Raw genomic sequence first — 19,805 nt, 5'->3', positions numbered from 1 at the left:
GGGGTCCAACCCACTTTAGTGCCGCCGAACGGGTCAGCGGTCGATCGCGAGACGGCCGATTCCGGCACCGGACTTGTCCGAAAACAAGACGCATATGGCGCACCCGAGGTTGCGGGAAGTGCCGGGAGACGTGCCCAACCAGGCACTTTTACGTCCACAGCCGACCATTCAAGATCACTTCGAGGCGACCCGCGGGCGGGTTGTCAGTGGCAGGTGCGAGGATGCACACAGCACGTCGCATCGAGGGGTCGGGAGCCCCGCGCCGTGCCGACCTGTACCGGACGACGCGTCCGTGCGGGTGGGGGAGGTCACAGGGCGGCTCCCCTGCCGGCACCACGCGCAGAAGGGACCGCTGACGGCGATGCAGATCCGGCTGACCGTCCTCGCGCCGCACGCCGGCCACGGCGCCGGGCGCGCCTGCGACATGCTCGTCACCGCCCCCGCGGGGACGGCTCTGGCCGCCGTGGCCTCCCAGCTCGCCGCGGCCGTCTCCGGCCCGGACACCTCCACCTCCGGCACCACCGTGCTCTACGCCGGCCGGGAGCGGCTCGACACCCGGCGCTGCGCCCTCGGCGAGCCCCCGCTGGTCGACGGCGCGGTGCTCACCCTCCAGGTTCCCGGCGAGGGCGACCGGGTCGCCGAGGGCGCCCCGGCCCGGCTCCACGTGGTCGCGGGGCCGGACGCCGGAGGGGTCCACCTCCTGCACGGCGGCCCGATCAGGATCGGCCGCTCCCTGGACGCGGACGTGCCGCTCGACGACCCGGACGTCTCCCGGGTCCACTGCACGGTGACGGTCGGCGACGACGGCCGGATCACCGTCGCCGACCTCGGCTCCACCAACGGCACGACGCTGGACGGCTCCCCCGTCGGCCCCCGCCCGGTCCGTCTGGCCCCCGGCGCCCTCCTGCGCCTCGGCGAGTCGGCCCTGCGCCTCGCGGACCGCGGCGACTGCGGCACGGACTCCCTGCCGACGACCCCGGACGGCGAGGGCCATCTGCGGGTGGGAACGGCCGCCGGGGACGGCGGACCCTCCGGAATCGGCCGCCTCTCCGGGGGCGACCCGGCCGGGAGCGGCCCGGTCCACGGCCGGAGCGCGGGCTCCTCGGACCTCGACGCGGGCCCCCAGGGGGCCTGCGGCGCCGCCGGCCCGTACCCGACCCCCGGCCTCCACGGCGCCGACGCCCGGGCCGCCGACATCCCGGGCCCCCGGCCCGCGCCGGGCCCGGGCGGCGCCCCGGAGCACGACGGGCTCCGTCACCACCCCGCCCCCTTCCGCGCGGACGACGCCACGCACGCGGGCTCCCTCGGCCACGCGCGCGCCGAAGAGGACGGGGACGACGAGGGCGAGGCCCACAGCAGGACCCGCCGTCAGACCGCCCCGCCGGCACGGGGCAAGCGCGGCATAGGAGCGTGGGCGCGCCGGCTGACCGGGGGGAAGGGCGAGGCGGCGCCTTCGGAGACGGGCGTCGCCGCCGGCGCCTCCGGCCTGTTCGCGGCGGGCCCGTCCGTGGGCGGTCCTGCCCCGGCCGCCGACACCTGGCCGGATCCGGCCGCCGTGCTGCTGACCGCGCTCGGCCCGGGCCCCCGCCTCTGGGAGCGCGGCCCCGGCCACCCGGAATCGCTGGTCGTCCGGCTCGGCACGACCGACCGTGCCGAGCTCTCCGGCGTGCCGGTCACCGTCGGCCTGCGGGAGGCCGGCTCGCTCGGGCTCGCCGGGCCCGGGGACCGGCTCGCGGGCCTCGCCCGCTCCGTCGTCGCCCAGCTCGCCGCCCTGCACTCCCCCGCCGAGCTGGAGATCGTGCTGATCAGCGCGGACCGCGGCCGTTCCCTTGAGGAGCGGCGCCGGGCCTGGGGCTGGCTCGGCTGGCTCCCCCATCTGCGGCCCGCCCACGGCCAGGACTGCCGGCTGCTCCTCGCGTACGACCGCGAACAGGCCGAGGCGCGTACGGCCGAGCTGACCCGCAGGCTCGACGACGGTCCGCTCGGTCCCGGGTGGCCGAGCGCCGACCGCGCCGCCGTCGCCGAGGCCGCGGCCCGGCACGAGGGCCCGTCCACGGTCGTGATCGTGGACGGGGACCCGGGGTCGGCGGCCCTGCGCGAGACGACCGCGCGGCTCGCCGGAGCGGGCGCCGCCGCCGGGATCCATCTGATCTGTCTGGCCGAGGCGCCGGCCGCCTCCCCGGTCTCGCCGGTGGCGGCGACGTACGAAAGCGCGTGCGCGGCCTCCCTCGCCTTCCGCGAGTGCGGGGCGGTGGCCCTGCTGAGCGGTGACGTGGCGACGGCGCTGCGGCTGTTGCGTACGGCGGGGGGCCGGGCCGCCGGGCACGGCACGGTGGGCGTGGTGGACGCCGTCTCCGTCGCCTGGGCGGAGCGCTTCGGCCGGGCCCTGGCCCCGCTGCGCACGGAGGGAGCGGCCGCGCCGCGCGGCCGGGCGGCCGCGGCCCTGCCCCGGTCCGCGCGGCTGCTCGACGAGCTGGGCCTGGCCCGGGCCACCCCCGCGTCGCTGCTGGCCCGCTGGGCGTCGGCGGCGGACGGGACGGTCGTGCTGGGCGCGGGGCCGCGCGGGCCGGTCTCGGTCGATCTGACCGCGGAGGGCCCGCACCTGCTGATCGAGGGACCGGCGGGCAGCGGGCGCACGGAGCTGCTGCGGTCGATCGCCGCCTCCCTCGCGGCCGGCGGGCGGCCCGACCGCCTGGGCCTGCTCCTGGTGGACGGCGGGGGCGGCGAGCGGGGCGAGGGCCTGGCGGTCTGCGGCGAGCTGCCGCATGTCACGGAGCATCTGGTCGCCTCCGACCCGGTCCGGATGCGCGCGTTCGCGCAGGCGCTGGGCGCCGAGCTGAAGCGCCGCGCCGAGCTGCTGGGCGACGGGCACTTCGCCGACCGCCGGACGGCCGGGCGGCGCGCGTCCGCGGACCGTCCGGCCGGGCAGCGGACGCCGAGCCCGGCGGAGGCCGTGGCGCCGGCCGGTCGGGCGACGGCCCGTATCCCGGACCCCCGCGTCTCCTCCGGGCGGACCGACCGCCCGCACGCCGAGGCCCCGGCCGCCGACCGCCTGAGCGGCCGTACGGTCCGCACGGGCCCCGAGGGCCTGACGTACCACCCCAGCGCCCGCCCCCCGCGCACGGACGCACCCTCGACACCACCCGGCCGCCCGGCCCCCGCGGACCTCCCGGCCACCCCGAGCGGCCGGGTCACCCGCCGAACCTCCGACGAGCTCCCCGCCACCCCGAGCGGCCGACCTTCCGACGGCCTCCCGGCCACCCCGAGCGGCCGCGTCACCCGCCGAACCCCAGACGAGCTCCCCGCCACCCCGAGCGGCCGAGCCTCCGACGGCCTCCCGGCCACGCCGAGCGGCCGCGTCACCCGCCAGACCCCCGACGGCTTCCTCACCGACCAGCCCAGCACCCGTCCCACCCGTCCCGCCCGCCGCGCCCCCGACGACCTCCCGGCCACGCCGAGCGGCCGCGTCGGCCGCCCGACCTCCGACGACCTTCCCGCCACCGCCGGTGGCCGGGGCGCTCCCCTGGCCGGTGGGGACGGCGCGCTCGGCGACCGGCCCAGTGGCCGGCTGCCGCTGCGGGGCGGGGCCGATCTCGCCGACCGGACCGGTGGGCGGGTCCCGCGTCCGGCCCGGGAGGCCGAGGTGCTCGGTGAAAGGCCCGCCCCGGAAGCGTCCGGGTCCGGCGCCGAGTCCGGCGCGCTGCCCCGGCTCGTCGTCCTCGTGGACGACTTCGACGCACTCGTGGCGCCCGCGCTCGGCGCCCCGGGACGGCCCGCCGCCGGTTCCGTCGTACGCGCCCTGGAAGCCGTCGTCCGTGGCGGCGCCCGGCTCGGGGTGCACCTCATCGCGGCCTCGGCCCGCCCGGACCGGACGGCGGACACGGAGCTGGCCCACGGCGCCCGGCTGCGGATCGTGCTCGACGCTCCCCCGGCGGTCCCGGGCCCCGACGAGCCCGTGCCCGGCCGGGGGCGGCTCGGTCACCCGGACGGCCGGGTGACCCCGTTCCAGGCGGGCCGCGTCTCCGGCCGGATCCCGCGCACGGCGACGCTCCGGCCGACCGTGGTCCCCCTGGAGTGGGAGCGGATGGGCGACCCGCCCACCCGCAGACCCGTGCGCGAGCTGGGCAACGGCCCGACCGATCTGGCCCTCCTCGCGAGCGCCCTCGACCGCGCGGCCCGCTCCGTCGACGCCACCCCCGTGGCTCCTCTCGCCCCGGCCGTCCACCCCTGACCCTCGCCCCGTCCACCGGGCGCGAGCCCGTCCCGCGCGAGCCGATCCCGTACGAGCGCGTCCGTCACGAGCCCATCACGATCCCCGCCCGGGCACGGGAGGCGGTATTGCGGGGGCCGATCACCGGGCGTAGACCTGTCGGCACTGGCACGAGCACGGGACGAGCACGCGCACAGGGAGACGGGGCAGTCATGCGTACACCTCTTCGTACACGCAAAGCCGCGACGACGATCACCGCCGTCACCGCGTTCACCGCACTCGCCCTCGCCGGCTGCGGCGGCGAGAGCGGCAAGGACTCCGGCCCGCCCGCCGGGCCCACCAGCACCGCGGACCCGGGCGGGGAGTCGGTCTCCCTGCCCTCCCTCAAGGGGGAGAAGATCCAGGTCGCCGCCGTCTGGACGGGCCCCGAGCAGGAGAACTTCACCAAGGTCCTGAAGGAGTTCGAGAAGCGCACCGGCGCCACCGTCACCTTCGTGCCCGCGCAGGACCCGATCGTGAACTTCCTCGGCACGAAGATCGCCGGCGGCGCCCCGCCGGACGTGGCGATGCTCCCCCAGGTCGGCGCGATCAAGCAGGCCGCCGCCCAGAAGTGGATCAAGCCGGTCGGCCCGGAGGCCAAGGCCCAGCTCGCCAAGAACTACTCCCAGGGCTGGCAGGACCTCGGCGCGGTCGACGGCACGCAGTACGGCGTCTACTTCAAGGCCGCGAACAAGTCCCTGATCTGGTACAACAACGCGGCCTTCGAGAACGCCGGCGCCTCCGAGCCCGCGACCTGGAAGGAGTTCCTCGCCACCGCGGAGACCATCTCGGCCTCCGGCGTCACCCCCGTCTCGGTGGGCGGCGCGGACGGCTGGACCCTCACGGACTGGTTCGAGAACATCTATCTCTCCCAGGCGGGCCCGGAGAAGTACGACCAACTGGCGCAGCACACGATCAAGTGGACGGACCCGTCCGTCACCCAGGCCCTGACGACCCTCGCCCAGCTGTTCGGCAAGCCGGGTCTGATCGCGGGCGGCGCCGACGGCGCCCTGCAGACGGAGTTCCCGGCCTCGGTCACCCAGACGTTCACGGGCGGCGACCAGCCGAAGGGCGCGATGGTGTTCGAGGGAGACTTCGCCGCCATCAACATCGCGCAGACGGACGCGGAGATCGGCACGGACGCGAAGGTGTTCCCGTTCCCGGCGGTGGGCGCGGAGTCCCCGGTCGTGACGGCCGGCGACGCGGCGGTGGCGCTGAAGGACACCAAGGGCGCCCAGGCGCTGCTGACCTTCCTCGCCTCTCCGGACGCGGCGCGGATCTGGGCGGGCGCCGGCGGCTTCCTCTCCCCCAACAAGGCCCTGGACCCGGCCGCGTATCCGAACGACGTCCAGCGGGAGATCGCCAAGGCGCTGATCGAGGCCGGTGACGACTTCCGCTTCGACATGTCGGACCAGATGCCCCAGTCGTTCGGCGGAACGCCCGGCAAGGGCGAGTGGAAGGCGCTCCAGGACTTCCTCAAGAACCCGAAGGACATCGCGGGGACCCAGGCACGACTGGAGGCCGACGCGGCCAAGGCGTACCGGAGCTGATCGGTCGTCATGGCTTCGGTGCCGCGCACGGCGGGGCACGGCACGCCCCGCACACCGCACAAGAGCGTCACCGGCACCCGTAAGGCAGTGGCGGCGGGGTTCCTCCTCCCCGCCCTGCTGCTGCTCGGTGCGCTCGTCGTCTACCCGATCGGGTACTCCGTCCAGCGGTCGTTCTTCGACAAGTCCGGGGAGTCCTTCGCCGGCCTCGGCAACTACGTCGAACTCTTCACCGACGACACGATCCTCACGGCGGTCAGGAACAACGCGATCTGGGTGGTCTTCGCCCCGGCCGTGGCGACCGCGCTCGGGCTGATCTTCGCGGTGCTGACCGAGCGGGTGCGCTGGGGCACGGCGTTCAAGCTGATCGTCTTCATGCCGATGGCGATCTCGATGCTCGCCGCCGGGATCATCTTCCGGCTCGTCTACGAACAGGATCCGGACCGCGGGGTCGCCAACGCCGTCTGGGTGGGCGTGCACGACACCTTCGCCGAGTCGTCCGTCTTCCCCCGGGCCCGGCCCCTGCCGGTGCATCCGCTGGAGGCGGCGGGCGGCGGGGCGTTCGTGACGAAGAGCCCCGTCCGCGCGGGCGAGGCGGTTCGGCTCCCGCTGATCGGTGTCCCGCCGGCGCAGATGCCGCCGGACGCGCGCCCGGCGCGCCCCGCCGAGCCCGCGCCGGCGGACGGCGGGATCAGCGGCACGGCGTGGCTGGACTTCACTCGGGGCGGGGGCGGGAAGCCGAACGTCGTCGATCCGCAGGAGCTCGGTCTCCAGGGGCTGCGGATCGAGGCGGTGAAGGACGGCCGGGTGGTCGCGAGCACCACGGCCGGCGCCGACGGGCGGTTCGCCCTCCCGGCCGCCGCCGACGGCGCCGTCCTGCGACTGCCGGCGGGCAACTTCCGGGAGCAGTACAACGGCGTCGAGTGGCTCGGCCCCTCGCTCGTCACCCCTGCCGTCATCGGCAGTTACGTGTGGATGTGGGCCGGGTTCGCGATGATGCTGATCGCCGCGGGGCTTGCGAGCGTCCCGCGTGAACTCCTCGAAGCGGCCCGCGTCGACGGGGCGAACGAATGGCAGGTCTTCCGCCGCATCACCGTGCCGCTCCTGGCGCCGGTCCTCGCCGTGGTCGTGGTCACCCTGATGATCAACGTCCTGAAGGTCTTCGACCTGGTGTTCATCATCGCCCCGGGTTCGGCGCAGGACGACGCGAACGTCCTCGCGCTCCAGCTGTACCGGTCGTCGTTCGGCACGGACGCGGATCTCGGGGTGGGCTCCGCCATCGCGGTCCTGTTGCTCCTGCTGGTGATCCCGGTGATGGCGTTCAACATCCGCCGCATGCGAAGGGAGACCCGCCGGTGACCGCGTCGGATCGAGACGGGGGCGGCCTGGGCGCACGGCTCGCCGCCCGGACCGCCGGGGGTGCGATGCGGGTCCTCCTGGTCCTCGTCGGGCTCTTCTGGCTCATGCCCACGGTCGGCCTGCTGCTGTCGTCGCTGCGCGGTCCGTCCGACATCAGCGAGAGCGGCTGGTGGAAGGTCTTCACCACCCCGGCGCAGCTCACGACGGAGAACTACGCCGACCTCCTGGCCAACGAGACGATCACGGGCTCGCTCGTCTCCACCGTCCTGATCACCGTCCCGGCGACGGTCCTCGTGGTCGTGATCGGCTCGCTCGCCGGGTACGCCTTCGCCTGGCTGGACTTCCCGGGCCGGGACTGGTGGTTCCTGGTGGTGGTCGGGCTCTTGGTGGTGCCGGTCCAGGTCGCGCTCGTGCCGGTCTCGAAGCTCTTCGGCACGATCGGGATCTTCGAGACGACGCTCGGGGTCGTCCTCTTCCACACGGCGTTCGGGCTGCCGTTCGCGATCTTCCTGCTGCGGAACTTCTTCGCGGAGATCCCCAAGGAGCTGCTGGAAGCGGCCCGTCTCGACGGGGCGGGTGAGCTGCGGCTCTTCACCCGGGTGGTGCTGCCGCTGGGCGGGCCGGCGATCGCCTCCCTGGGGATCTTCCAGTTCCTGTGGGTGTGGAACGACATGCTGGTGGCGCTGATCTTCGCGGACTCCGACTCGCCGCCGATCACGGTGGCGCTGCAGCAGCAGGTGCGGCAGTTCGGGAACAACATCGACGTGCTGGCACCGGGCGCGTTCGTGTCGATGGTGATCCCACTGGCGGTCTTCTTCGCCTTCCAGCGGCAGTTCGTCTCGGGCGTGATGGCGGGCGCGGTGAAGTAGCGGGCGGGGGGCGCCGGGGGGCCAGCCCCGAACGCGGTGAGCCCGACAGGCGAGTGATCCGAAGGGCGCGCCGGGGGAACAGCCCCGAACGCGCGGAGCCCCCGAGGAACGAGGGGGCGAGCACGTACGGGGCTGTGAGCCCGGCTCGAAGCGCCCGGAGGGGAACCGAGCCCCGAAGAAAGGCGGGCGAGCACGTACGGGGCTGTGAGCCCGGCTCGAAGCGCCCGGAGGGGAACCGAGCCCTCAAAAGAAGAAGCCCTATGCGAGCAGGGCGGCCACGGCTGAGCGGGCGAGGTCGTCGAGGTAGCCGCTCGGCAGGTCGCCGCGGACCACGACGAGCCGCCAGTAGAGGGGGCCGACGATCAGGTCGAGCGCGCGGTCGGGGTCGGCGTGGGTGGGGAGTTCGCCGCGTTCGGCGGCCTCGCGGACGATGTGTGCGACGACGCCTTGTTGGCTGTCGAGGAGAGCGGCTTTGATCGCGTCGGCGATCTCCGGTTGCCGGGCGGCCTCGACGAGCAGGTCGGGGACGACCTGGGAGGCCACGGGGTGGCGCAGGGCGTGGGCGGCGACTTCGAGGAGCGCGCGGACGTCCCCGTGGAGGGAGCCGGTCGAGGGGGCGGGGAGGCCTTGTGCGGCGACGGCGCCGACGAGGTCGAGGACGAGGGCGAGCTTGGATTTCCAGCGGCGGTAGACGGCGGTCTTGCCGACGCCGGCGCGGCGTGCGATGCCCTCGATGGACATGCGGGCGAAGCCGACGGCGGCCAGTTCCTCGAAGACGGCGGTGCGGATGGCCTCGGTGACGTCCTCCCGGAGCACGGCGGCTCCCGCGGGGGCGCGACGAGGGGTGCCGAGGGGTGGGGTCATGTCCAGATGGTAGCCGACGCCCGCGTCACGACGAAACGGTTGCGTTCCGACGTAAGGCAGCTCTACTCTCCACGAAGCGACGATACGGTCCCGTCCCGTCGTTACTTCTGGGCGCCGAGGCTGTTCCCGCGTGCGCCGAAGCCGTTCGAGCGAAAGCGATCCGACTCCGTGACCACCGTCCAGGCGCTTCCCGAGCCCGTCGCCCCGGCACCGCCCCCACGCCCCCTGGAGGACCCGCCCGCCCCACCACCCCCTGAGGCCCTGCGCGCCCTCGCCCTCCGCCATGGCCTGTCCGTCAGCGGCGCCCGGCCGCCCCTGCCGGCGTACGTCCGGCAGCTCTGGTCGCGCCGGGCCTTCATCACCGCCTTCGCGACCGCCCGGCTCACCGCCCAGTACAGCCAGGCCAGGCTCGGCCAGTTGTGGCAGGTGATGACCCCGCTCCTCAACGCGGCGGTCTACTACCTCGTCTTCGGCGTCCTGATGGACGTCCGGAACGACATCCCGGACTACGTCCCCTTCCTCCTCACCGGCGTCTTCGTCTGGTCCTTCACCTCCCAGTCGGTCCTGGCCGGCACCCGGGCCGTCAGCGGCAACATCGGACTCGTCCGCGCCCTGCACTTCCCGCGCGCGAGCCTCCCGGTCGCCGTCACGCTCCAGCAGCTCCAGCAGCTGCTCTTCTCGCTCGGGGCGCTCGCCGCCCTGCTGTTCTGCTTCGGCGAGTTTCCCACCCGGAGCTGGTTGCTCGTCGCGCCCGCGCTCCTCCTCCAGACGCTCTTCAACACCGGCGTCGCCCTCGTCATGGCCCGTCTGGCCGCCCGTACGCCCGACATCGCGCAGCTGATGCCGTTCCTGCTGCGCACCTGGATGTACGTCTCCGGTGTCATGTGGTCGATCCAGCACCTCGAGACGAGCGGCCGGCTGCCGGGGGCGCTGATCACCGTCCTGGAGGTCAACCCGGTGGCGCTCTTCATCGATCTGACGCGCTACGCGCTGATCGGCGGCTTCACCGCCGACCGGCTCCCTCCGCACGCCTGGGCGTTCGCCTCGGGCTGGGCGTTGCTGGTCTTCACCGGCGGCTTCCTCTTCTTCTGGGCGGCGGAGGAGGCCTACGGCCGTGGCTGACGACACCCTGCGGGAACGGACCCCGACCGTCGTGGTGGACGGCGTCCACGTCCGCTACACCGTGCGCGGCGGGAAGGGCGGAAAGGGCGGCGCCGCTGCCGCCCTGAGCCGGATGGTCCGGCGCGCGGAGGCTCCGGACGCGCGTTCGGTCCATGCGGTCCGCGGCGTCGGCTTCGCCGCCTACCGGGGCGAGGCGATTGGCCTGATCGGTTCGAACGGATCCGGGAAATCCACCCTCCTCAAGGCGGTGGCGGGCCTGCTGCCCGTCTCCGAGGGCACGATCTACATCCAGGGCCGCCCCTCCCTCCTCGGTGTCGACGCGGCGCTGATGAGCGATCTGACCGGGGAGCGCAACGTGATCCTCGGCGGGCTCGCCATGGGGATGAGCCGCGCCGAGATCGACGCCCGCTACGCCGGGATCGTGGAGTTCTCCGGGATCGACGAGAACGGCGACTTCGTCTCGCTCCCCATGCGGACGTACTCCTCCGGCATGGGCGCCCGCCTCCGCTTCTCCATCGCGGCGGCCAGGAGCCACGACGTCCTGCTCATCGACGAGGCGCTGGCGACCGGCGACGCGCGGTTCCGCCGCCGCAGCCGGCAGCGGATCGAGGAGCTGCGGGCCGAGGCGGGGACCGTTTTCCTGGTCAGCCACTCCCTCTCGACCGTCACGGAGACCTGCGACCGGGCGCTGTGGCTGGAGGCGGGGGCGCTGCGCCGGGACGGACCGGCGGCGGAGGTGGTGGCCGCGTACGAGGAGTTCACCAGGACGGGGGGACAAAAGGGGAGATAACCCACCGAAGCGCCATAGAGTGCAGTTCCGATGACGACGCATCGAGAGTCCACCCCAGCGCCCCCGCCCGGCAGCGCCACCGGCGACCCGGGTCCGGCCCCCGCGCCCGTCGACGGTGCCGGGGGCGGGCCCGCCTCCGGCACCACGACCGCGACCGGGACCAGCCCCGTGATCGGCCCCGCGACCGACCGGGACAGGCGGCCGGCACGGTCCGGGTGCGCACCCCCGCCCCCCGGGCTCACCGGCTCGCCCTTCGAGTCGGAGACGTTCACGGCGGCCACCTTCGTCGCGGTCGGCCGCGGCCCGTGGATCGCCCTGGCCGTCCTCTGGCTCGTCACCCGCGCCGGCATGCTCCTGCTCCTGCTGCGCGACAGCCTCGGCGTCGGCGGCGTGGGCCGCGAGGTGTACGTCCTCTACCAGCACTGGTACGGGCAGTTCGCCCGGGGCACCTTCCCGGTGGACGACTCCACCTGGCAGTACCCGCCGGGCGCCGGGCTCGTCATCATGTCGCCCGGCGTGCTGCCCTGGCTGACGTACTTCCAGGCCTTCGTCGCCCTCACCCTCCTCGCCGACGCCGCCGTGGCCCTCGCCCTCGCCCGCGCCGACAGCCACCGCCTCACCCACGGCGCCTGGGTCTGGGTCTGCGGCCTGCCCCTGCTCCTCCACCTCCCCCTCGCGCGGTACGACGTGCAGGTCACCGCCGTCGCGGTCCTCGCCCTCCTCGCGATGAAGTCCCGGTTCGCCGTCGGCCGGGTCCTCGGCGGGGCGCTCGCCGCCGTCGGCGCGCTGGTCAAGGTGTGGCCGGTGCTCACGCTGATCGGCACTCCCCGGGGCCGTACCACTCGCGAGACCTGGATCGCCGCCGCGACCACCGCCGCCGCGCTGCTCGCCACCCTGGCGTTCTGCTTCTCCGACTCCCTCGGCTTCCTGCGCCAGCAGGGCGGCCGGGGCGTGCAGATCGAGTCGCTCGGCGGCACCGCCCTGGCGCTGGGCCGGGCGGCGGGTGTCTGGCCGGGGACGGTGGAGTACCGCTTCGGGGCGTTCGAGTACGTCGGCCCGTACGTCTCCAGCATCGGCCGGCTCGCCCTGCTCCTGACGGTTCTGGCCTTCGTCTGGCTGCTGCTGTGGCGGCTGCGGGCCCGCACCTGGACGGTGGCGACGCCGCTGGACGCGGCCCTGGCGGCGGTGCTGCTCTTCACCGTCACCAGCAGGGTGATCAGCCCCCAGTACATGGTCTGGCTGCTCGGCCTGGTCGCCGTCTGCCTCACCTGCCGGGAGACCGTGATGCGCCCGGTGGCGCTGCTCCTGCTGCCGGCCGCGGCGCTCAGCTCGCTTGCCTACCCCGTCCTGTACGACGAGGTGGTGACGGGCACCGAGCGGGGCGTGGCCGTCATGGTGGCCCGCAACGCTCTGCTGCTCCTGGCGGCGCTGGTGGCCGCACGGCGGCTGTGGACCGCGTCGGTCGCCGTCCGCCAGGACGACGACGTGTGAGACCGGCCGGCCCCCCACCACGGGGCGCCCCACCGCACGGCGAAGGGCCCCGCCGGAAACCCGGCGGGGCCCTTCGTCACGTCCGGCGGCGCCGGTCTCAGCTGTGCGTGCGCAGCAGCTGGCGCATCGTCCGCATGGCCACCGACAGGTTGGCCAGGTCGAACGTCTCCGAGCCCTGGATCTCCTCCAGCGTCGACCGCGCACGGCCGAGGATCGCCGCGTTCCGCTCCTCCCAGGCCTTGAACCGGTCCTCCGGCGTCGAGGTGCCGTTGCCCGCCGCCAGCACGTCGGCCGTGAGGGCGGCGTGCGCGGCGAAGAGGTCCTCGCGAATGGAGGCGCGGGCCATCGACTGCCAGCGGTCCTCACGCGGCAGCTCGATGATCCGGTCCATGAGCTGGGTGATCCGCAGCCGGTCGGCCAGGTCGTAGTAGACCTCGGCGACCGCCATCGGGTCCTTGTCCGTACGGTCCGCGATCGCGACGATGTCGAGGGTCGGGAAGGCGGAGGAGAATCCGGCGACCCGCAGGGCCAGCTCCTCCGGGACACCCTCGCCGGTCAGCTCCTGGAGGATCGACTGGTACCACTCCAGGTCCGCGCCGCGCAGCAGCTGCGGCAGCTCGCCCCAGACCTGCTCGACGCGCTCGCCGAAGAAGCCGATGGTCTCGGCGAGCCGCAGCGGCTGCGGCCGGTTGCCCAGCAGCCAGCGCGTGCCGCGCTCGACCAGACGACGGGAGTGGAGCCGCATCCGGGTCTGGACGTCGGCCGGGACGCGGTTGTCGAGGGCCTCGACGGCGTCCCAGACCTCGCCGAGCCGGAAGATGGAGCGGGCGGCGGTCTGCGCGCGGACGATCTCCTCGATCGACGCGCCGGTCTCCTCGCGGAGGCGGTGCAGGAAGGTCGAGCCACCGCTGTTGACGGTGTCGTTGACCAGGATCGTGGTGATGATCTCCCGGCGCAGCGCGTGGGCGTCGATCGCCTCGGGGAACTTCTCGCGCAGCAGCGTCGGGAAGTACTCGTGGAGCAGTTCGCGCAGGTAGACGTCGTCGGGCAGCTCGGTGTGGATCAGCTCGTCGGCCACCGTGATCTTGGTGTACGCGAGGAGGACGGCGAGCTCCGGCTGGCTCAGGCCGCGCTCGGTGTTGAGCAGTTCGCGGATCTGCCGGTCCTGCGGCAGGAACTCCAGCGCGCGGTCGAGGTGCCCGTCGCGGCCCAGCCGGCGCATGAAGCGCTGGTGGGCGTGGAGCAGGGACGGCGACTGGGCGACGGCGTTGGCCAGGGCCACGTTCTGCGCGTAGTTGTTGCGCAGGACGAGCGCGCCGACCTCGTCGGTCATCTCCGCGAGGATGGCGTTGCGCTGCTTGACGGTCATGTCGCCTTCGGTGACGAGACCGTTGAGCAGGATCTTGATGTTGACCTCGTGGTCGGAGGTGTCCACGCCGGCGCTGTTGTCGATGGCGTCGGTGTTGACCTTGCCGCCCTCGCCCTCGGGGCCGCCCTTGCGGGCGAACTCGATGCGGCCGAGCTGGGTGAGACCGAGGTTGCCGCCCTCGCCGACGACCTTGACCCGCAGGTCCTCGCCGTTGACGCGGATGGCGTCGTTGGCCTTGTCGCCGACGTCGGCGTGGGTCTCGGCGGACGACTTGACGTACGTACCGATGCCGCCGTTCCACAGCAGGTCGACGGGGGCGTGGAGGATCGCCCGCATCAGCTCGGCCGGGGTCATCTTGGTGACGCCGGCCTCGATGCCGAGGGCCGCGCGGGTCTGCGCGTTGACCGGGATCGACTTGGCGGACCGGGGGTGGATCCCGCCGCCCGCGGAGAGGGCGTTCGTGTCGTACTCGGCCCAGGAGCTGCGCGGCAGCTCGAAGAGGCGGCGCCGCTCGGCGTACGAGACGGCCGCGTCCGGGGTCGGGTCGATGAAGATGTGCCGGTGGTCGAAGGCGGCGACGAGCCGGATGTGCTCGGAGAGCAGCATGCCGTTGCCGAAGACGTCGCCGGACATGTCGCCGACGCCGACGACGGTGAAGTCCTCGGTCTGGGTGTCGTGGCCCAGCTCGCGGAAGTGCCGCTTGACGGACTCCCAGGCGCCGCGGGCGGTGATGCCCATGCCCTTGTGGTCGTAGCCGGCCGAGCCGCCGGAGGCGAAGGCGTCGCCGAGCCAGAAGCCGTAGGAGACGGCGACCTCGTTGGCGATGTCGGAGAAGGTCGCGGTGCCCTTGTCGGCGGCGACGACGAGGTAGGTGTCGTCCTCGTCGTGGCGGACCACGTCGACCGGCGGGACGACCTCGCCGGCGACGAGGTTGTCGGTGATGTCCAGGAGCGCCGAGATGAAGGTCTTGTAGCTCGCGATGCCCTCGGCCAGCCAGGCGTCACGGTCCACGGACGGGTCCGGGAGCTGCTTGGCGACGAAGCCGCCCTTGGCGCCGACGGGCACGATGACGGTGTTCTTGACCATCTGCGCCTTGACCAGGCCGAGGATCTCCGTACGGAAGTCCTCGCGCCGGTCGGACCAGCGCAGACCACCGCGGGCGACCTTGCCGAAGCGCAGGTGGACGCCCTCGACGCGCGGGGAGTACACCCAGATCTCGAACGCCGGGCGGGGGGCGGGAAGGTCGGGGATCGCCTGCGGGTCGAACTTCATCGACACGTACGCGTGCGGCCTGCCGTCCTCGGCCTTCTGGAAGAAGTTGGTGCGCAGGGTGGCCTTGATGACGGTGAGGAAGGAGCGGAGGATCCGGTCCTCGTCGAGGGAGGCGACCTGGTCGAGGGCGCCGTCCAGCTCCTCCAGGAGCCCGTCGGTCAGCTCGGTGCCGGCGCGCTGGCGCTCCGGGGCCATCCGGGCCTCGAAGAGGGAGACGAGCAGCCGGGTGGTGTGGACGTTGTCGCGGAGGGTGTCCTCCATGTAGTCCTGGCTGAACATCGCGCCGGCCTGGCGGAGGTACTTCGCGTAGGCGCGCAGCACCATCGCCTGGCGCCAGTTCAGGCCGGCGGAGAGCACCAGCGCGTTGAAGCCGTCGTTCTCGGCCTCGCCGGTCCAGGTGGCGGCGAACGCCTCCTGGAACCGCTCGCGGGCGTCGTCGGCGAGGTGGTCGCCGTTGGAGGACGGCATCCGCAGGCCGAAGTCGTAGACCCAGGCGTGGGTGCGGTCGGCGCAGCGCAGCTCGTACGGGCGCTCGTCGACGACCTCGACGCCGAGCCGGTTGAGGACCGGGAGGACGGCGGAGAGGGAGACCTGGGGGCCCGACTTGTAGATCTTGAAGCGGCGCTCGCCGGGGCCGGCGCCGACCGGCTCGTACAGCGAGAGCGCGAAGTCCTTGCCGCTGCGGCCGAGCTCCTCCAGGCGGACCAGGTCGGCGACGGCGGCGCGCGGCGAGTGGTCGGCCTTGTAGCCCTCGGGGAAGGCGTTGCCGTAGCGGCGCAGCAGCTCGGCGGCGCGCTCCTCGCCGAGCTCGGCGTTGAGGGCCTCGCCGAAGCCGTCGGCCCAGGAGCGGGCGGCCTCGACGAGCCGTGCCTCGATGCGGTCGGCGTCGGCGTCGGTCAGCTTGGCGAGTTCGGTGCCGGGCTCGACGCGGACGACGAAGTGGAGGCGGGAGAGGATCGACTCGGTGTTCCAGGCGGTGAAGTCGACGCTGGTGCCGTCGAGCTCCTCCTTGAGGATGTCGATGATCCGCAGCCGGACGCCGGTGGTGTAGCGGTCGCGCGGCAGGTAGACGAGGGCGGAGTAGTAGCGCCCGTACTCGTCCTGGCGGAGGTAGAGCCGCAGACGTCGCCGCTCCTGGAGGTAGAGGACGCTGGTGACGATGGACCGGAGCTGGTCGACCGGGGTCTGGAACAGCTCGTCGCGCGGGTAGGTCTCCAGGATCTGGAGCAGGTCGCGGCCGTCGTGGCTGTTGGGCGAGAAGCCGGCGCCGACCAGGACCTCCTGCACCTTGCGGCTGACCACCGGCACGCGGCGTACGGACTCGGTGTAGGCGGCGGAGGAGAAGAGGCCGAGGAAGCGGCGCTCGCCGATGACGTTGCCCTCGGCGTCGAACTTCTTCACGCCGACGTAGTCGAGGTAGGAGGGGCGGTGCACGGTGGAGCGGCTGTTGGCCTTGGTGAGGATCAGCAGCTTGTGCTCGCGCGCCTTGGCGCGGGCGTCGGCGGGGAGCCGGCTGAAGGAGGGCGAGACCGGGTGGGCGTGGTGGTCGTCCTTGCCGCTGTGGTGCGGGTCGGAGCGCAGGATGCCGAGGCCGGTGCCGGGGACGGCGGACAGGGCGTCGCCGTCGACGAGCTCGTACTCGCGGTAGCCGAGGAAGGTGAAGTGGTCGGCGGCGAGCCAGCGGAGCAGTTCGCGGGCCTCCTCGACCTCGGTGGGGCGCAGGTCGGAGGCCATGGGCTCGGCGGGGAGGCCGTCGGCGATGCGCATCGCGGCGTCGCGCATCTTCTCCCAGTCCTCGACCGTCTCGCGGACGTCGGACAGGACGCGCAGCAGGTCGGCGGTGATCTGCTTGAGGTCGGCGCGGTCGGTCTCCCGGTCGATCTCGACGTGGATCCAGGACTCGACGAGCGCGTCGTGCGGGAGCTCGGCCTTCGCCGCCCCGCCGTTCTCGGCGGTCAGCACCTCGATGAGCTTGCCGGTGAGGTCGCGGCGGACGAGGACCTGCGGGTGGATGACGACGTGGATGCCGCGGCCCTGGCGGGAGAGCTCGTTGGTCACGGAGTCCACGAGGAACGGCATGTCGTCGGTGACGACCTCGACGACGGAGTGGCTGCAGGTCCAGCCGTTCTCCTCGACCGTCGGGGTGTGGACGCGGACGTTGGCGGTGCCCTGGGGGCGGTTCTCGGCCAGCCGGTAGTGCGAGAGCGCGGCGCCGAAGACGTCCACCGGGTCGCGGTCGGCGAGGTCCTCGGGCGCGGTGTGCCGGTAGTAGCGCTGGAGGTAGTCGAGAGTGGTGGCCCGGTCGGGCCTCTCCCCGTGCTCGGGCCCCGTCGGAAGTCGCCCCCCGACCGGGCTGTTCTCAGCTACGCGGGCGGCCCTCTCGAGGAGCTCGGCCTTGGCTTCGTCCAGCTTGGTCTGCATGTCCTCTGGCTCCTGTCGCGCGCCGTTGCGTGACGTAGGTGAAAGAAAGGACACAACGCCACGACGCGGGGTTTCCGGTCGAAGTCGACGTTATGCCGTGATGAGAGATGTCCGGACCGGATTCGGCCACAGTGCGCGGCGGGCTCGGACGGGAAGGACCGGCGAACGCCCTGTCGGCCCGGCCGCTGTCGCGGACCGGGCGGAGGCCGGGGGCTTCGCTGCCCCCTCGGCGTATCGCGCTGATCACGGCAAAAGCCTATCGCTCCCTACCCCCGGCCCGTCATGAGCCGTATGTGTACAAAAGAGGGGGTGGAAGTTTGCCGTTATGGACAGCGACGCATGTCCTCTTGGCAGAGCTCCGCGACGCGAGCAGTCTGGCGGCGGCACTTCTGAGCGTCGGACACCACCACCGGATCCGGGAGTCGTGATGGCGAAGATCTTGATCGTGACGGGGGACGCGGCGGAATCCCTGGAGGTGATGTACCCGTATCAGCGGCTGCTCGAAGAAGGGTACGAGGTCCACATCGCGGCGCCGGCGCGGAAGCAGCTGCGGTTCGTCGTGCACGACTTCGAGCCCGGCTTCGACACGTACACCGAGAAGCCCGGCTACACCTGGCCCGCCGACCTGGCCTTCTCGGAGGTGGATCCGGGCGACTACGTGGCGGTGGTGATCCCGGGCGGCCGGGCGCCGGAGTACCTCCGCAACGATCCGGAGCTGCGGAAGATCCTGAAGTCCTTCTTCGACGCGGACAAGCCGGTGGCTCAGATCTGCCACGGCCCGCTCCTGACGGCCGCGATCGGCGGCCTGGAGGGCCGCAGGGTGACGGCTTACCCGGCCCTGGAACTCGACATGCAGGCGGCGGGTGCCGGCTTCCAGGACACGGCCGCGGTCGTCGACGGCACCCTGGTCTCCTCCCGCGCCTGGCCGGACCACCCGACCTGGATGCGCGAGTTCCTCAAGGTCCTCCGCGCCCAGGGGCTGACCGGCCGGGACTGACCGGCCGGGCCGGGAGGGAGCGGGGGACGCACCGCGCGTACGGGTGGCACGGGCGGGGCCTGCCGGGGGCACCGGCGAACCCCGCCCGCGCCGCGTGCTCACCGCCGGACGTGCACGGTCACCCGCAGCCCTTCCCGGCCGGCCACGGCCACACCGACCGCGCCCACGGCCACGGCCACCTCACCGTGCCCGGCCAGCGCGAGCACGACCGCGACGACCACCGCCAGCAGACCCACGCAGGCCGTGAACCACGCCAGAGCACGGCTGCCACGTCGGGGCCGGTCTGAGATACCGTCGACAGAAGCCAAGGGAACCACTCTCCTCGCAACAGGGGGGACCCCTTCGGCAGGCGAGGGAGATCCGGAGAGGCCAGCCGCCAAGCAAGGGCCTTTCCGGGTCTCCCTTCGCCGCGTTCGGGGGCCGTGGGATGCGGGGTGCATCCGTGAAGGGAACATAGGCCCGAGGAAAGAGAAGACCGGGCCGTTATCAGCCACTTCCGGTCAACCAGCCTTCGTCGTACGTGCGTTGCGCCGCCTGACCGGACGTCAGCATGCATCTGAAGCCTATCGGGCCCCACCCCCCACCCGTCATGAGCTGGATGTGTACAAAACCGAGGGGCCGATTTTGACGTTCTGTACGGCGACGAGCGCCGGTTTGGAAAAACAGGGGACTTGACGCCGGCCTGCAGACCCTCCCGAGCGAGTGAACGGGGCACGCCAAAGGCGAAAAAGGCCCCCTAGACCAGCTCCTCCGCCACCTCCACCGCCTCCGTGAGCGAGTCGACGACCGGCACTCCGACGGATTCCAGGCTGGCGCGGCTGTGCGACCCCCCGGTGTACAGCACGGCCTTGGCGCCGACGTGCGCCGCCGCCAGGGCGTCGTCCGCCGCGTCGCCGATGACGACGATCCGCTCCGGCTCGACGCCCTCCAACGCGGCGAGGTGGCGCACCATCTGGGCGGCCTTGCCGACCGTCGACGCGCCGGTCCGCCCGTCGACGCGCACGAACCGGGCCTCGATCCCGTGCCGCCGGACCAGCGGCACCAGCTCCGCGTGCGGGGCGAGCGAGAGCAGGGACTGGGTGAACCCCGACGCCTGGCGCGCGGCGAGCAGCTCCGCCGCCCCGGCCGTCAGACCGCAGCCGTCGGCCCGCTGCCAGTAGTGCCGGTGGAAGATGCCGTCCATCAGCGCCCACTCGGTCTCGGTGGGCAGCCGCCCCATCAGCCGCTCGTAGAACTTCGGCACCGGCACCGTGTACAGGTCCCGGTAGCGCGCGAGCGTGATCGGCGGGAGCCCCAGCTCGGCGAAGGCCGCGTTCGTGGCCCCGATGACGGCCTGGATGTCGTCGAGCAGCGTGCCGTTCCAGTCCCAGACCAGATGCTTGCCGCGCCGCTGCGTCCCGTGCTTCCCCATGCGAAGACGGTACCGGCCCCCTCGGACAACCGCCCCGGGCCGGT

General features: G+C 73.2%; 12 protein-coding genes. 8 read left to right on the top strand and 4 right to left on the bottom strand.

The window, feature by feature from the left end; genetic code table 11:
• Window positions 1–361 precede the first annotated feature (361 nt).
• The 4 genes from ACZ6RC_RS00150 (at window position 362) to ACZ6RC_RS00135 (ending at window position 8,024) form a co-directional block, all read left to right on the top strand.
• Window positions 362–4,231: an FHA domain-containing protein gene (locus tag ACZ6RC_RS00150; RefSeq protein WP_469578246.1), complete on the top strand. Its 3,870-nt coding sequence runs from the start codon at window positions 362–364 to the stop codon at window positions 4,229–4,231.
• Between the two features lie 191 nt (window positions 4,232–4,422).
• The gene (locus ACZ6RC_RS00145) at window positions 4,423–5,799 is read left to right on the top strand and encodes an ABC transporter substrate-binding protein (RefSeq protein ID WP_391146447.1); all 1,377 of its coding nucleotides are present in this window, start codon (window positions 4,423–4,425) and stop codon (window positions 5,797–5,799) included.
• A 9-nt stretch (window positions 5,800–5,808) separates the two neighbouring features.
• Window positions 5,809–7,155, top strand: a complete 1,347-nt coding sequence (locus ACZ6RC_RS00140; RefSeq protein WP_391146449.1) for a carbohydrate ABC transporter permease — start codon at window positions 5,809–5,811, stop codon at window positions 7,153–7,155.
• Between the two features lie 65 nt (window positions 7,156–7,220).
• On the top strand, window positions 7,221–8,024 hold the full coding sequence (locus ACZ6RC_RS00135; RefSeq protein WP_453614875.1) for a carbohydrate ABC transporter permease: 804 nt from the start codon (window positions 7,221–7,223) through the stop codon (window positions 8,022–8,024).
• A 258-nt stretch (window positions 8,025–8,282) separates the two neighbouring features.
• On the opposite strand, the gene ACZ6RC_RS00130 is transcribed toward ACZ6RC_RS00135, so the two are convergent.
• Complete coding sequence (locus ACZ6RC_RS00130) at window positions 8,283–8,888, bottom strand: TetR/AcrR family transcriptional regulator (RefSeq protein WP_469578242.1); 606 nt, start codon at window positions 8,886–8,888, stop codon at window positions 8,283–8,285.
• 168 nt (window positions 8,889–9,056) lie between these two features.
• On the opposite strand from ACZ6RC_RS00130, the gene ACZ6RC_RS00125 reads away from it, so the two are divergent.
• The 3 genes from ACZ6RC_RS00125 to ACZ6RC_RS00115 all read left to right on the top strand — a co-directional run bounded on the left by ACZ6RC_RS00125 (window position 9,057) and on the right by ACZ6RC_RS00115 (window position 12,291).
• Entirely contained in the window at window positions 9,057–10,010 is a 954-nt protein-coding gene (locus ACZ6RC_RS00125; protein WP_469578240.1) for an ABC transporter permease, read from the top strand.
• The gene (locus tag ACZ6RC_RS00120; protein WP_469578236.1) at window positions 10,003–10,800 is read left to right on the top strand and encodes an ABC transporter ATP-binding protein; all 798 of its coding nucleotides are present in this window, start codon (window positions 10,003–10,005) and stop codon (window positions 10,798–10,800) included. The genes ACZ6RC_RS00125 and ACZ6RC_RS00120 overlap by 8 nt, the downstream gene beginning before the upstream one ends.
• Before the next feature lie 348 nt (window positions 10,801–11,148).
• Window positions 11,149–12,291 (top strand): glycosyltransferase 87 family protein, encoded by a 1,143-nt coding sequence (locus tag ACZ6RC_RS00115; RefSeq protein ID WP_469579385.1) that lies wholly within the window; start codon window positions 11,149–11,151, stop codon window positions 12,289–12,291.
• Window positions 12,292–12,388: 97 nt separating this feature from the next.
• Here the strand turns inward: ACZ6RC_RS00115 and ACZ6RC_RS00110 are convergent, their stop codons facing one another.
• Window positions 12,389–17,353: an NAD-glutamate dehydrogenase gene (locus ACZ6RC_RS00110; RefSeq protein WP_469578234.1), complete on the bottom strand. Its 4,965-nt coding sequence runs from the start codon at window positions 17,351–17,353 to the stop codon at window positions 12,389–12,391.
• 424 nt (window positions 17,354–17,777) lie between these two features.
• Between ACZ6RC_RS00110 and ACZ6RC_RS00105 the strand changes: the two genes are divergently transcribed.
• The gene (locus ACZ6RC_RS00105; RefSeq protein ID WP_391146457.1) at window positions 17,778–18,350 is read left to right on the top strand and encodes a DJ-1/PfpI family protein; all 573 of its coding nucleotides are present in this window, start codon (window positions 17,778–17,780) and stop codon (window positions 18,348–18,350) included.
• 98 nt (window positions 18,351–18,448) lie between these two features.
• Here the strand turns inward: ACZ6RC_RS00105 and ACZ6RC_RS00100 are convergent, their stop codons facing one another.
• Both ACZ6RC_RS00100 and ACZ6RC_RS00095 read right to left on the bottom strand, forming a co-directional pair.
• Window positions 18,449–18,586 (bottom strand): hypothetical protein, encoded by a 138-nt coding sequence (locus ACZ6RC_RS00100; RefSeq protein ID WP_469578231.1) that lies wholly within the window; start codon window positions 18,584–18,586, stop codon window positions 18,449–18,451.
• 500 nt (window positions 18,587–19,086) lie between these two features.
• Window positions 19,087–19,761 (bottom strand): HAD family hydrolase, encoded by a 675-nt coding sequence (locus tag ACZ6RC_RS00095; RefSeq protein ID WP_391146463.1) that lies wholly within the window; start codon window positions 19,759–19,761, stop codon window positions 19,087–19,089.
• Window positions 19,762–19,805: the final 44 nt, after the last annotated feature.

Source organism: Streptomyces sp. NPDC048353 (assembly GCF_055587165.1).
Note: the sequence above shows the minus strand (reverse complement) of the source record. Positions and strands in the feature narration are given on the sequence as shown.